Below are 14,060 nucleotides of genomic sequence, written 5' to 3' on the forward strand. Positions count from 1 at the left end.
ATATAATAGCCAAATCATCTTACCAACGATAATGTGCAAATGCCCGGTTGGCGTCTGCCATCTTGTGGGTATCTTCACGCTTCTTCACTGCGGCGCCGGTGTTGTTAGCGGCGTCCATGATTTCCTTAGCCAACCGCTCGTCCATCGTATGTTCACCGCGTTGACGGGAATACTGAACGATCCAGCGAAGACCAAGTGTGGTCCGACGATCCGGACGAACTTCAATCGGCACCTGGTAGTTAGAACCACCGATACGGCGAGCCTTAACTTCCAAGACCGGCATAACGTTCTTCATGGCTTCTTCAAAAACGTCTAATGGTTCGTTCCCGGTTTGTTTCTTAATCATATCAAATGCATCATATAAAATGGTTGATGCCTTACCGCGCTTGCCATCAATCATCAAGTGGTTGATCAGACGAGTCACCAGTTTTGAATTGTAAACTGGATCAGGTAATACATCGCGTTTTGCAACACTGCCTTTACGTGGCATGTATTTTGGCCTCCTCTTTAAACGCGTTCTCGGAAAACACAAACTTCCCGATCACGCTCTCCTTATAACCGCACAAAGCGGCACTAGAAAATTTTATCATGATCATCTGCGGCTAAACCGCGATCAATGGTTTACTTCTTCTTAGGACGCTTTGCACCGTACTTGGAGCGACCTTGCATCCGGCCGTCAACACCGGCAGTATCAAGCGCACCACGAACAATGTGATAACGAACCCCTGGCAAGTCCTTCACACGGCCGCCACGGATCAAGACAACACTATGTTCCTGCAGGTTGTGGCCAATCCCCGGAATGTAAGCTGTCACTTCGATCAAGTTGGACAGACGAACACGGGCATATTTCCGCAAAGCAGAGTTAGGTTTCTTTGGTGTCATCGTGCCGACACGCGTTGCAACCCCACGTTTTTGCGGTGCTGGATTGCTGGTAAGGCTCTTCTTCTTGCTGTTGTAACCGAAGTTCAACGCAGGAGAGTCTGACTTGGTTGTTTTGGATTTACGACCTTGGCGAACTAATTGATTAATAGTAGGCATTAAGCTTCTCCTTCCTTATTTTGCATCATTTTTAAGTCCACACATCCAGGCGGTTCATTTTTTCTGATAAAAAAATGGCCAACCGAACGGCGACGGCTCTTAACCCAGTCAGCACGTCCGGATAACCCGAATAAACTGGAAAAAAGCACCTTTGATAGTGTACTATCCTGTACGCATCAGTGTCAAGCGTAACCTGAACTAGATCAAGTTAACTAACAACTTTTAATAATAACAAAATGGACCCACAAAGCAAGCATTCCGCTCACAGAAAGCAAATGAGCCAATCCTTTTGTGTCGTAAGCGCATATCAACAGCTTCGGATAAGTCTCATGAGAGCATTTTAAAGTTGCTTTGCTTTAATTGGCGGAATGTACTTTACGAAGGGAGATGGCGATCATGTTTTCAGGGTTGATGTTGCTGAGTGTTGCTAAGTTAACAAAAGACTTAGCAGCTGATAATCGGTGTTTTCACTGTTGCCTAGCAGTACTTTTAGGGATAGTTGCCCAAACTTGGCTGTCATTATTGTTGAGTGTGGGTTTGTTAATTTTTAGCGTGTCTGATTGGCGCGAACGATCAGTGTCTGCCGGTTGGTTTAGCGGCTGGTGCTCCCTGCTCCTCATCCTGTTTCCTTGCGATTGGTTTAACCTGTGTTTGCTGGCTGCTTTGGTTGGTGGACTCGCGATCGTCTCACACGGGTTAGGCAGTGCCGATGTGATTCTCATTGGCGTATTCGGTGGTGTCTTGCAACTTGAAATTGCACTCATCATCACGTTCTTGGCATGCATCAGTGCTACCATCCACTGGTTAGTGACACATCCATCGTCCCTCCCGCTCATTAGTCATTTAGCGATTGGTTATGGCTGTGTGCAGTTAGCGCATGGTTGGCTATTTTGAAAAAAAGCTTAGTGCCGTAAAACGCGGCCATCCATAACGTGTTCACTGGCGCAGGAGCCTGCGTGTAAGGACCTTGGTCGCAATGGCCTAGAGTGGCTCACTGGAGATTATTCTATTATAGGCAATTGTGTAGGTAACTTTCGCGTTCTGTAACGCGCTCGCAGTCGCAGAAATCGGAGTATAAGCGCTCCTGCTCGCGCTTACAAAAAAACACGGTGTAAAAGCCCTTAAAGGACTCTTACACCGTGCTTGTTTGTAACTAAATGATTCAAATAGCTTGGCGGCTAACCGGATGATTACTTATTGTCAGCATCATCCTGTTGGTCGTCTTTTTGCTGACTATCTTTTTCCTTCATCTGCTTTTCAATGTCGGAAATCGAATAGACACTATCGGAAACCGTGCCGACACTCTTCGGTTCTTCGTGGCGATACGTTGCCATCCCGGTACCAGCCGGAATGATCTTCCCAATGATAACATTTTCCTTCAAGCCAACTAACGGATCGTTCTTACCACGAATGGAAGCATCGGTCAGAACTCGCGTTGTTTCCTGGAAGGAAGCAGCTGACAGGAAGCTGTTAGTTTCCAAGGAAGCCTTGGTAATACCTAACAGAACCGGACGTCCAGTAGCCGGAATGCCGCCACTGATGATCGCTTGCGTGTTCTTCTCCTTGAAGTCCGCAATGTCGAGCAAGGTTCCTGGCAAGATGTTCGTATCGCCCGGATCCATGACGCGGATCTTGCGTAACATCTGCCGAACCATGACTTCAACGTGCTTATCACCAATATCAACACCCTGCATACGGTAAACTTTCTGGACTTCAGAAAGCAGGTAGTTTTCGGTTGCCATCACGTCACGCACTTTGATCAACTGCTTAGGATCAATTGAACCGCCTGTCAGTCGTTCGCCGCGGTTAACATGATCGCCTTCCGCAACCGCCACACTGGATGCATACGGTACACTATAGGTTCGGGTATCAGTCTCACCCTTCACCGTAATTTCACGCGTATGCTCAGCCGGATTTTCATCAATAGCGGTTACTTCACCGGTGACTTCCGTGATCACAGCTTCACCTTTAGGGTTCCGCGCTTCAAAGATTTCCTGAACACGAGGCAGCCCTTGGGTAATATCTTCGCCACCAGCAACACCACCGGTATGGAAGTTACGCATGGTCAGCTGGGTACCTGGTTCACCGATTGACTGGGCAGCAACGGTTCCGACTGCTTCACCGACTTCAACCTGTTCGCCGGTGGCCATGTTACGGCCATAGCACTTCTGGCAAACACCATGTTTAGTATTGCAGGTGAAGACCGAACGGATGGTGACGGCTTCGACACCGGCATCCACGATCTTCTGCGCCATATCTTCATCCATCAAGGTATTGCGCTTAACCAAGACTTTGCCGCTCTTAGGATCAAGCACGTTTTTCATGGTAAATCGACCGACAAGTCGATCATACAGCGGCTCAATCATTTCGTTACCCTCACGGATAGCGCGAACGACCAAACCGCGATCGGTGCCACAATCTTCTTCACGAACAATGACATCCTGCGCCACATCAACCAGCCGCCGAGTCAGATAACCCGAGTCAGCCGTCTTCAGCGCCGTATCAGTCATCCCTTTACGAGCACCGTGAGTGGACATGAACATTTCCATAACGGTCAGACCCTCACGGAAGTTCGAGATAACCGGCACTTCCATCATCCCACCGTTAGGCGCAGCCATCAGACCACGCATGCCGGCAAGCTGAGTGAAGTTTGAGATGTTACCACGAGCACCAGAATCAGACATCATGGAAATTGGGTTATTCGGGTCAAAAGAATCAACCAGCTTTTGCTGAATTTCATCTTTGGCATCGTTCCAAATCTGGATAACCCGATCATGGCGTTCATCATCGGTGATCAACCCACGCCGGAACTGCTTAGAAACAGTTGCAACCTTCTTATGGGCCGCTGCCACAATTTCCGGCTTTTCCTTCAAGTTGGTGATGTCGGCAATCCCGACAGTCAACCCAGAGTTAGTGGATTGCGTATAGCCCAAAGTCTTCATGTCATCCAGTAAATCACTGGTCCGCTGAACTTTATAAACCTTGAAGACTTGCGCAATGATGTCAGACAGGAAGCCTTTCTTGAATGGATCAATCAAAGGTGCATCCGCCAGATAAGCGTGAATATCTTCACCCTTGTCGATGAAGTACTTATCAGGCACACCGTTGACAATGTTATCTTGCGTCGGTTCATTCAGGTACGGGAAGTCTTTTGGCATAATCTCGTTAAAGATCGCCTTGCCGACACTTGTTACCATGATCTTCTTCTTTTGGTCATCCGAAAATGGCTTGTCTTTGAAGGAGTTGGCTGCAACGCCGACCCGACTGTGCAAATGAACATAGCCATTTTGCAGCGCCATCAAGATTTCGTTGGTGTCCTTGAAGATCATGCCTTCGCCTTCGCGACCCTTTTGCTCCATGGTCAGGTAATAGTTACCTAACACAACGTCCTGCGAAGGGGTAACGATTGGTTTGCCGTCTTTTGGCGCCAAAATGTGGTGCGCCGCAAGCATGAGCATCCGTGCTTCAGCCATCGCTTCATCAGACAACGGCACGTGAATCGCCATTTGGTCACCGTCAAAGTCCGCGTTATAAGCTTCGCAGACCAATGGGTGCAACCGAATGGATTTCCCATCAACCAAAACAGGTTCAAACGCCTGAATGCCAAGTCGATGCAGCGTAGGCGCACGGTTTAAGAGTACCGGCCGCTCCTTGATAACATCTTCAAGCACATCCCAAACGTCATCATCCTGCCGATCGATCTTACGCCGGGCATTCTTGATGTTGCTTGCCATGTCCCGCTTAACCAGTTCGCGCATCACGAATGGCTTGAAGAGTTCCAGGGCCATTTCACGCGGTACGCCACACTGGTAAAACTTCAGCCATGGGCCAACATCGATAACGGAACGACCAGAGTAGTCAACTCGCTTACCAAGCAAGTTCTGACGGAACCGACCTTGCTTCCCCTTCAGCATGTGTGACAGAGACTTAAGCGGACGGTTTCCTGGACCGGTAACCGGACGACCACGCCGACCATTATCGATCAAAGCGTCAACCGCCTCCTGCAGCATCCGCTTTTCATTTTGAACAATGATACTTGGTGCATTCAGGTCAAGCAGTCGCTTCAGACGGTTGTTACGGTTGATGACCCGACGATACAGATCGTTCAAATCAGATGTTGCAAACCGGCCGCCTTCGAGCTGAACCATTGGCCGCAAATCCGGCGGGATGACTGGAATGGTGTCCATGACCATCCATGCCGGATCATTACCGGATTCCTTGAAGGCATCCAGAATGTCCAACCGGCGAATCGCGCGTGTCCGTTTTTGGCCTTGCGCCGACTTCAGGTCATCTTTTAATTCGGTCACTTCTTTGTCGAGATCGACATCCTGTAACAATTCCTTGATGGCTTCAGCACCCATCTTGGCATTGAAGGTTTTGCCGTATTCTTCGCGCTTTTCACGATATTCGCGTTCGGTCAGAAGTTGCTTTTTCTCCATTGGCGTATCGCCTGGATCAATCACAACGTAAGAAGCAAAATAGATGATTTCTTCCAGTGACCGTGGCGACATATCCAGTACCAGACCCATCCGACTTGGGATGCCCTTGAAGTACCAGATGTGGGTAACCGGTGCGGCTAATTCGATATGGCCCATCCGCTCACGCCGAACCTTGGAACGTGTCACTTCAACCCCACAGCGATCACAAACAATCCCCTTATAGCGGATCCGCTTGTACTTACCACAGGCACATTCCCAGTCCTTAGTCGGTCCGAAGATGCGTTCATCGAACAAGCCGTCCCGCTCAGGCTTTAAGGTTCGATAGTTGATCGTTTCAGGCTTTTTGACTTCCCCATACGACCAGCTGCGAATCTTGTCCGGCGAGGCTAAGCCGATTTGCATACTTTCAAACTTATTGACATCAATCAAAGGGCTAACCTCCTATTTCTTATCGTCGGTACTGTTATCGGCAGGCTTACCATCACTCGCTTGAGCTGCGGCTTCGTGTGCCTTCTTTTCTTCTTGCTGGGCTGCGAATTTCGCCAAAGCATCGACTGAAACAACATCGTCTTCGTCGTCATCCATGTCCCGCAATTCAATTTCTTTCTTATCCGCACCAAGCACCTTCATGTCCAGACCCAAGGCTTGTAATTCTTTAACAAGCACACGGAAGGATTCCGGTACACCTGGCTTTGGAATCGGTTCGCCTTTGACAATGGCTTCATACGTCTTAACCCGCCCGACAACATCATCTGACTTATAGGTCAGAATTTCCTGCAAGGTGTAAGCCGCACCATAAGCTTCAAGGGCCCAAACTTCCATTTCACCAAACCGCTGGCCACCAAATTGTGCTTTACCACCAAGTGGCTGTTGGGTAACCAAACTGTAAGGTCCAATTGAACGAGCATGGATCTTATCGTCAACCATGTGTGACAGCTTCATGTAGTACATAACCCCTACAGATACCCGGTTTTCAAACGGTTCGCCGGTACGACCGTCATATAGAACTGACTTACCGTCGGAAGCCATGCCAGCTTCCTTGACGGTTGCCCACAGATCTTTATCGTTAGCGCCATCAAAAACAGGCGTTGCCACGTGAATACCCAAGTTACGTGCCGCCATGCCCAGATGCAATTCCAGCACCTGACCAATATTCATACGACTTGGCACACCCATTGGCGATAGGCAGATGTCGACCGGTGTTCCGTCTGGCAGATATGGCATATCTTCTTCAGGAACCACGACAGAAACTGTCCCTTTATTCCCGTGACGACCGGCCATTTTATCGCCGACCTGAATCTTCCGCTTCTGGGTGATATAGACACGAACCATCATGTTGACACCAGGAGACAGCTCATCGCCTGCTTCACGAGTGAAGATCTTGACATCCTGAATGATCCCGCCGCCGCCATGAGGTACCCGTAATGAAGTATCGCGGACTTCACGAGCCTTTTCACCGAAAATAGCGTGTAACAACCGCTCTTCAGCAGACAACTCGGTAACCCCTTTAGGTGTCACCTTGCCGACTAAAATATCGCCGTCACGAACTTCGGCACCGACACGAACAACACCGAACTCGTCCAAATCCTTGAGGGCTTCTTCACCGACGTTTGGAATTTCACGAGTCACTTCTTCAGGCCCGAGTTTGGTATCACGTGCTTCGGATTCATATTCTTCAATATGAATGGACGTGTAAACATCGTCTTTAACTAACCGTTCAGACAGCACAATCGCATCTTCGTAGTTGTACATGTTCCAAGTCATGAAGGCGATGATTGGGTTTTGGCCCAATGCCAGTTCGCCGTTTTGCATGGCTGGCCCATCGGCAATGATTTCATCCACATCAACGTGATCGCCAATCGTGACAATCGGACGTTGGTTGTAGTTCTTGCCGGCGTTACTACGCTTGAATTTCATCAAGTTGTAGGAATCCAAGGCACCGTCTTCACGGCGAACCCGGATTTGCTTAGCATCGACATATTCAACTGTCCCGGCATTCGTAGCCAGAACCGCTGTCCCTGAGTCATGCGCCGCCTTATATTCCATCCCGGTCCCAACAAGTGGGGCGTGCGGATTGATCAACGGCACCGCCTGACGCTGCATGTTAGCGCCCATCAAGGCACGGTTGGAGTCATCGTTTTCCAAGAATGGAATGCATGCCGTCGCAACCGCAACAACTTGCTTAGGCGAAACGTCCATGTAGTCAACTTTGTCAGGTGAAATTTCGATGTTGTTATCTTTGTGACGCGCCAAAACGGTATCGTCAACGAAAGACCCATCATCGTTCAATGGCGAGTTAGCCTGCGCAACGATGTAGTTATCTTCTTCATCGGCGGTCAAATAGTCAATCTTATCGGTAACCTTATGCGTATCCCAAGAAACACGGCGATACGGGGTTTCAATGAAGCCATAAGGATTAACGACCGCGTATGATGCCAGACTGTTAATCAACCCGATGTTCGGGCCTTCAGGTGTTTCAATCGGACACATCCGGCCATAATGAGTGTAATGAACATCTCGGACTTCATAACCGGCACGATCACGCGTCAAGCCACCAGGTCCAAGGGCAGAAAGACGACGCTTGTGGGTTAATTCGCCCAGTGGGTTGGTCTGATCCATGAACTGGGACAGCTGGGAACTGCCAAAGAATTCCTTGATCGAGGCAACAACCGGCCGAATGTTGATCAGTTGTTGCGGCGTAACGGTGGCAGTATCCTGAATCGACATCCGCTCACGCACAACCCGTTCCATCCGGGAAAGTCCGATCCGGAACTGGTTTTGCAGCAATTCACCAACGGAACGAATCCGGCGATTACCTAAGTGGTCGATATCGTCAACTGAGCCAAGCCCTTCTTGCAAGTTAAGGAAGTAGTTCATCGAAGCCAAAACATCAGCTGGAACAATGTGCTTAACCTTTTTGCCAATATGACCGTTGCCGATCAAATTGATCTCTTTATCCGGTGTTACCTGTGAGTAAACCTTAATGCTTTGCAGCACGATCGGATCTGTCACAACACCTTGATCAGATGGTTGATACGTCACAGTTTTAAAGTCGTCACGATCCAGATAAGCGCCTAACTTGTCCATCACTTGACGGTCAACTTTTGTCCCTTTTTGGGCAATGACTTCACCGGTATCCGGGTCAGCCAAGGTTTCTGCCAAGACCTGATTCAGCAACCGGGTCTTGAGGCTCAACTTCTTGTTCACCTTATAACGTCCAACTGAAGCCAAGTCGTAACGCTTCGGGTCAAAGAAGCGAGCATACAAAAGTGACCGTGACGAATCAGCGGTTTTCGGCTCGCCTGGACGTAGGCGTTCATAAATATCTTTCAAGGCTTCATCGGTACGTGAATCATCCGTGTTCTTATGCACATCTTTTTCAAGGGTGAGCATCAGCGAATCGTTATCGCCGAACATATTGATGATATCTTGATCAGAACCGAAGCCCAAAGCACGAACCAATTCGGTCAACGGAATCTTCCGGGTCCGGTCGATTCGGACGTAAGCAATATCCTTGGCGTCGGTTTCATATTCCAGCCAAGCACCACGGTTAGGGATGACAGTTGTGCCATAGGTAACACGTGAGTTCTTGTCAGTTTCACTATGGAAATAAACACCAGGTGAACGAACCAGTTGGGAAACAATAACCCGTTCCGCCCCGTTAATGATGAAAGTGCCTTGTTTGGTCATCAGTGGAAAATCGCCAAAGAAAACATCCTGGCTCTTGATTTCACCGGTTTCATGATTCGTTAAACGTAAGGTTACATGCAAAGGTGCGGAGTAGTTCGCATCGTGCTGGCGTGCTTCCTCGACAGTATATTTTGGTTCCAGCAGTTGATAGCCGACAAATTCCAGTGACAGTTTCCCTTGAAAGTCATCGATCGGCATAATATCGTCGAACATTTCTTTAAGACCTTCATCGAGGAACCATTGGTAAGAATTCGTTTGGATCTCGATCAGATTAGGAAGATCCAAAACTTCCTTGATCCGGGCATAAGACCGGCGTGTCCGGTGCTTACCATAATTCACTAAGTGTCCTGCCAAATTATTCACCCCTTGTAAGATTTTCCGGCTTGGTCGATTGTAAAAACAATGTAAATTTTGTTAAATTTACATGACAATGACGATCCCGCAGACATTTTGAGCAAAAAAAAACCAAAAACAGATCAGCCTTCAACCAGCCTGCTGTTTTTGCTTTTTCCATTAGCCAGAACGGACAATAGATCGTCCTGACAGCCTGTCCAAACCGAAATGCGATTGATTTAATAATACGCGGTTGTGCCAAAAAAGTCAAGCGGGAAATTTCCCGTCTCAGACTCACAAATTCTTTCACATATTGTACATCAAGAATTTATAATCCCTTATACGTTCAAAAAAGCCGTAACCACAGTTGATTACGGCTTTTTATCATCCAAAGTTACGCCTTAACCGGTTCCTTCGAAGCGCCGTTTTCTTTATGCTTGCCTTTGTTTTCCTTGACAGTAAACGTTAGCTTGCCTTTTTTGGCACCGATTTGAATCAGATCACCGGTTTTGGCTTGGCCTGTCAACAAAAGTTCACTTAGTTGATCTTCAACATCTGTTTGCAAAGCCCGACGAATCGGACGTGCTCCGTATTCAGGATCAAATCCGGCGGCGGCGATGGCATCGATTCCTGCTGGCGTGATTTTGACATCGATTCCCTGATCCTTAATGCGACTGAGCACGGTTTTGGTCATGATCTTGACGATCTCATGCAGCTCTTCCTTGTTCAAACTGTGGAAGACAACCGTCTCATCGATTCGGTTCAGGAATTCAGGACGGAAACTCTTCTTCAATTCATCTAACATCCGACTCTTCATGGCTTTGAAGTCTGCGGTTGGATCTTTGGCACCAAAGCCAACCGTTTTATCGTCACGAATGGCGGTTGCCCCGATGTTACTGGTCATGATCAAAATCGTATTACGAAAATCAACCCGACGACCCTTCGCATCGGTCAGGTAGCCATCGTCCAAGACTTGAAGCAAGATATTAAAGACGTCCGGATGCGCTTTTTCAACTTCATCCAGCAGCACAACGGAATACGGCTTGTTGCGAACCTTTTCCGTCAACTGACCACCTTCATCGTAACCGACATAACCCGGTGCCGCGCCAATCAGACGACTGGTGCTGAATTTCTCCATGTATTCGGACATATCAACCCGAATCATGGCATCCTCTGATCCAAACATCGCTTCAGCTAGGGCTTTCGCCAGCTCGGTTTTCCCGACACCGGTTGGCCCAAGGAACATGAAGGAACCAATTGGGCGGGTAGGATCTTTCAATCCAGAACGTGCCCGGCGGATGGCCCGTGCAACTGCGGAAACAGCTTCATCCTGACCAACAACCCGTTGATGGAGAATCTTCTCCAGGTTGACCAAACGTTCGGATTCCTTCTTTTGCAACTGGGTAACCGGCACACCGGTCCATTGTGACACAACTTCTGCCACATCGGCGCCTGTCACTTTGATATCGGTTCGAACGCCGCTTTCGTTCACGGGTTCCGGCGTATCGGCAAGTTTGGCCTTAACGTCCGCTTCCTTGGTGCGAATGGTAGCCGCTGTTTCGAAGTCTTGATGATCAATCGCGTCTTCTTTATCGGCGACTAACTTAGCCAGCTCGTCCTGAAGCTTGTCGGATTTGGTCTCGACATTAGCTTTATCCAATCGTACCTTGGCAGCACTTTCGTCAACTAAATCGATGGCCTTGTCAGGCAAGAAGCGCGTTGTAATGTAACGTGAGGACAAAACAACTGCTTCATGCAAAGCTTCATCAGTAATCGTGACGCCATGATGCGCCTCATACCGTGGACGCAGCCCTTTCAAAATCTGCTCTGCTTCTTCTTCCGTTGGTTCATCGACTTGGATGGTCGCAAACCGCCGTTCCAAAGCAGCATCTTTTTCAATGTACTTCTGATATTCGTCTAAGGTTGTTGCACCGATCAACTGCAACTCGCCACGAGCTAAGGCCGGCTTGAGAATGTTGGAAGCGTCAATGGCCCCTTCAGCACCCCCGGCACCGATCAGCGTGTGCAATTCATCAATGAACAAAATGACGTTGCCATCTTTATAAATCTCATCAATGATTTTCTTCAGGCGATCTTCAAATTCACCACGATACTTTGTGCCCGCAACCAGTGAGCCCATATCCAGCATCATCAGTCGCTTATTAAGCATGTCATCCGGGACTTTGCCAGCGACAATCTTTTCGGCAAAGCCTTCCGCAATCGCGGTTTTCCCGACACCTGGCTCACCAATCAACACTGGGTTGTTCTTCGTGCGCCGAGCCAGAATCTGAATTAAACGCTGAACTTCCTTTTCACGACCGACCACCGGATCCATCCGGTTTTCCCGTGCCATTTGGGTTAAATCGCGCGCAAGGCCATCAAGTGTCGGGGTCCCTTGGCTATCTTGGCGGGCACCACCACGCGCCATTGGTCGGCGTTTGGCAGCAGTGTCCGCAATGCCCATTTTCTTAAACACCATTTGTCGCGTCTTCGAAAGGCTAAGCCCCAGATTCTGGAGAATCCGCGCGGCTAAAATATCGTCTTCACGAAGCAACCCCAGCAGAATATGCTCGGTGCCGATCTTCAAAGCACCTAAGCGCTTTGCTTCGTCGCCGGCAAACGCCAGAATTTCCTTACCCTTTGGTGAATAAGGTAAATAACTGTCGCTAGCTTGACCGGCTGCATCAACAGTTCCATACCCTGTGAAGCGCTCGATCTCGTCATGGACATCATTCTCTGTGACCCCTAACTGACGCAGCGTCTTACCAGCGATTCCATCTTTTTCCATAACCAGTGCCATAAGCAAATGTTCAGTGCCTACAGCATGATGATGGAAATATTTCGCTTGTTCCTGGGCTAAAAGCAAAACATTTTTAGCACTAGGGGTAAATAAGTTGTCCATAAGCACGCTCCTTTTTAGAAAACTAATTATAAACTGTTCTATCTTTCATACCGCAAACGATCCAAAAATGCAAGGAACATGCGCGACCGTAAATGCTCTTCTGTCCCCTGATCAAGAATGCCCAAAGTCTCATGATTCATAGCCGCCAACAATAAATTACCTGATTGCTGTGAAATAAGGCTATTATCAAACAATTCCTGAATCAAATCACGCGCATCGCGTAACCGCAAACGTTTGGGAATGTGCTGCCGCATGATTTGAACAAGATCCTGATCATCTGTCAATTTGACCTTCACGATGCGAATGTAGCCTCCACCGCCACGTTTGCTTTCAACAATATAGCCACGAGCCGGTGTAAACCGCGTTTTAATGACATAATTGATTTGCGAGGGAACGCAATTAAAACGACGCGCAATTTCGGCTCGCCGTATTTCAACGGCGGCCTCCTGTGCCAGTATCGTTTTCAGATAAGCCTCAATAATGTCCGAAATATTCTCACGCTGCATGTCGTTCAATCCTTTTTGACTTTGACCAATCTTGACTATTACACATTATACTGGCATTGGTCCGTTTATACAAATTTCTGCATTTGAAAGCGAAAAAAGGACCACGATTTTTCGTGATCCAAGAATCGGGAAGACAAGATTCGAACTTGCGACCCCTACGTCCCGAACGTAGTGCTCTACCAAGCTGAGCTACTTCCCGGTAAAGCGGAAGACGGGATTCGAACCCGCGACCCCCACCATGGCAAGGTGATGTTCTACCACTGAACTACTTCCGCATACCGAATATTATTTAACTGATCGGCGCCCAGCTTCATAGGCGATCGACAATGCACCCAGTAGGAGTCGAACCTACAACCTTCTGATTCGTAGTCAGACACTCTATCCAATTGCGCTATGGGTGCTTCAACAAAATGCCGAGGACCGGGATCGAACCGGTACGGTCATCACTGACCGCAGGATTTTAAGTCCTGTGCGTCTGCCAATTCCGCCACCCCGGCATAAAGTGAAAAGCGGAAGACGGGATTCGAACCCGCGACCCCCACCATGGCAAGGTGATGTTCTACCACTGAACTACTTCCGCATATCAAACCTATTCAATTATAACCGAGGAGCGGTCTTACAACGACCCGAGCAATCCGTTCAAAATACGATGCGGGTGAAGGGACTCGAACCCCCACGGTCAAAAACCACTAGAACCTAAATCTAGCGCGTCTGCCAGTTCCGCCACACCCGCAAAAGGTGGGTTAAATGAGCCGTGACAGGCTCGAACTGTCGACCCACTGATTAAAAGTCAGTTGCTCTACCAACTGAGCTAACGGCTCAATGGAGGATACAGGGCTCGAACCTGTGACCCTCTGCTTGTAAGGCAGACGCTCTCCCAACTGAGCTAATCCTCCATATGTAAGCGTGGCAGCTTCCTACCCTCGCAGGTAGTTTCCCACCAACTACTCTCGGCGTGAAGAAGCTTAACTTCTGTGTTCGGCATGGGAACAGGTGTATCCTTCTTGCTATCGCCACCACACTTATGAGAACTTTGCGCTCTCAAAACTGGCTATCATTGTTGTGTTGTTGTGTCGAGGTACGGCGTATTTCATCGAAACGCGTTTACCGGCGCAGAAGCTGCGTGTAAGGACCTTGGTCGCAATGGCAAAG

7 protein-coding genes, 8 tRNA genes and 1 rRNA gene are annotated in these 14,060 nt (G+C 48.6%); 1 reads left to right on the plus strand and 15 read right to left on the minus strand.

The features are described from left to right. Window positions 1–19: 19 nt before the first annotated feature. Window positions 20–490, minus strand: a complete 471-nt coding sequence (gene rpsG / locus BVJ53_RS10280; protein WP_003567577.1) for a 30S ribosomal protein S7 — start codon at window positions 488–490, stop codon at window positions 20–22. A gap of 131 nt (window positions 491–621) precedes the next feature. Further along, window positions 622–1,038 carry a 30S ribosomal protein S12 gene (rpsL, locus tag BVJ53_RS10285; RefSeq protein ID WP_010492654.1) on the minus strand — a complete coding sequence of 139 codons (417 nt, stop codon included), beginning with the start codon at window positions 1,036–1,038 and terminating at the stop codon, window positions 622–624. Between the two features lie 396 nt (window positions 1,039–1,434). Between rpsL and BVJ53_RS10290 the strand changes: the two genes are divergently transcribed. Next, window positions 1,435–1,932 (plus strand): peptidase, encoded by a 498-nt coding sequence (locus tag BVJ53_RS10290; RefSeq protein WP_129302318.1) that lies wholly within the window; start codon window positions 1,435–1,437, stop codon window positions 1,930–1,932. A 296-nt stretch (window positions 1,933–2,228) separates the two neighbouring features. Here the strand turns inward: BVJ53_RS10290 and rpoC are convergent, their stop codons facing one another. From rpoC to rrf, 13 genes are all read right to left on the minus strand, one after another. Beyond that, the gene (rpoC, locus tag BVJ53_RS10295; RefSeq protein ID WP_129302319.1) at window positions 2,229–5,906 is read right to left on the minus strand and encodes a DNA-directed RNA polymerase subunit beta'; all 3,678 of its coding nucleotides are present in this window, start codon (window positions 5,904–5,906) and stop codon (window positions 2,229–2,231) included. A 12-nt stretch (window positions 5,907–5,918) separates the two neighbouring features. Continuing rightward, complete coding sequence (gene rpoB / locus BVJ53_RS10300) at window positions 5,919–9,521, minus strand: DNA-directed RNA polymerase subunit beta (protein ID WP_129302320.1); 3,603 nt, start codon at window positions 9,519–9,521, stop codon at window positions 5,919–5,921. Window positions 9,522–9,894: 373 nt separating this feature from the next. Beyond that, entirely contained in the window at window positions 9,895–12,402 is a 2,508-nt protein-coding gene (locus BVJ53_RS10305) for an ATP-dependent Clp protease ATP-binding subunit (protein ID WP_129302321.1), read from the minus strand. A 38-nt stretch (window positions 12,403–12,440) separates the two neighbouring features. Next, entirely contained in the window at window positions 12,441–12,908 is a 468-nt protein-coding gene (locus BVJ53_RS10310) for a CtsR family transcriptional regulator (RefSeq protein WP_129302322.1), read from the minus strand. A 125-nt stretch (window positions 12,909–13,033) separates the two neighbouring features. Continuing rightward, window positions 13,034–13,107: transfer RNA gene (locus tag BVJ53_RS10315), tRNA-Pro, on the minus strand. Between the two features lie 4 nt (window positions 13,108–13,111). Beyond that, window positions 13,112–13,183: transfer RNA gene (locus tag BVJ53_RS10320), tRNA-Gly, on the minus strand. A gap of 52 nt (window positions 13,184–13,235) precedes the next feature. Then, window positions 13,236–13,309: transfer RNA gene (locus BVJ53_RS10325), tRNA-Arg, on the minus strand. 10 nt (window positions 13,310–13,319) lie between these two features. Beyond that, window positions 13,320–13,405, minus strand: a tRNA-Leu gene (locus BVJ53_RS10330). Between the two features lie 11 nt (window positions 13,406–13,416). Next, window positions 13,417–13,488 (minus strand) — tRNA-Gly (locus BVJ53_RS10335). A gap of 70 nt (window positions 13,489–13,558) precedes the next feature. Beyond that, window positions 13,559–13,641: transfer RNA gene (locus tag BVJ53_RS10340), tRNA-Leu, on the minus strand. Window positions 13,642–13,656: 15 nt separating this feature from the next. Continuing rightward, a tRNA-Lys gene (locus BVJ53_RS10345) sits at window positions 13,657–13,729 on the minus strand. Between the two features lie 2 nt (window positions 13,730–13,731). Further along, a tRNA-Val gene (locus tag BVJ53_RS10350) sits at window positions 13,732–13,804 on the minus strand. An 8-nt stretch (window positions 13,805–13,812) separates the two neighbouring features. Then, window positions 13,813–13,929, minus strand: a 5S ribosomal RNA gene (rrf, locus tag BVJ53_RS10355). Window positions 13,930–14,060: the final 131 nt, after the last annotated feature.

The organism is Lacticaseibacillus chiayiensis (genome assembly GCF_004123795.1).
In the GTDB taxonomy this organism is placed as follows: Bacteria; Bacillota; Bacilli; order Lactobacillales; family Lactobacillaceae; genus Lacticaseibacillus; species Lacticaseibacillus chiayiensis.

Coding starts and splice junctions, on each gene's coding strand:
- BVJ53_RS10290 (WP_129302318.1), top strand. CDS start 1,435: ATGTTTTCAGGGTTGATGTTGCTGAGTGTTGCTAAGTTAACAAAAGAC.
- BVJ53_RS10305 (WP_129302321.1), bottom strand. CDS start 12,402: ATGGACAACTTATTTACCCCTAGTGCTAAAAATGTTTTGCTTTTAGCC.
- rpsL (WP_010492654.1), bottom strand. CDS start 1,038: ATGCCTACTATTAATCAATTAGTTCGCCAAGGTCGTAAATCCAAAACA.
- rpsG (WP_003567577.1), bottom strand. CDS start 490: ATGCCACGTAAAGGCAGTGTTGCAAAACGCGATGTATTACCTGATCCA.
- BVJ53_RS10310 (WP_129302322.1), bottom strand. CDS start 12,908: ATGCAGCGTGAGAATATTTCGGACATTATTGAGGCTTATCTGAAAACG.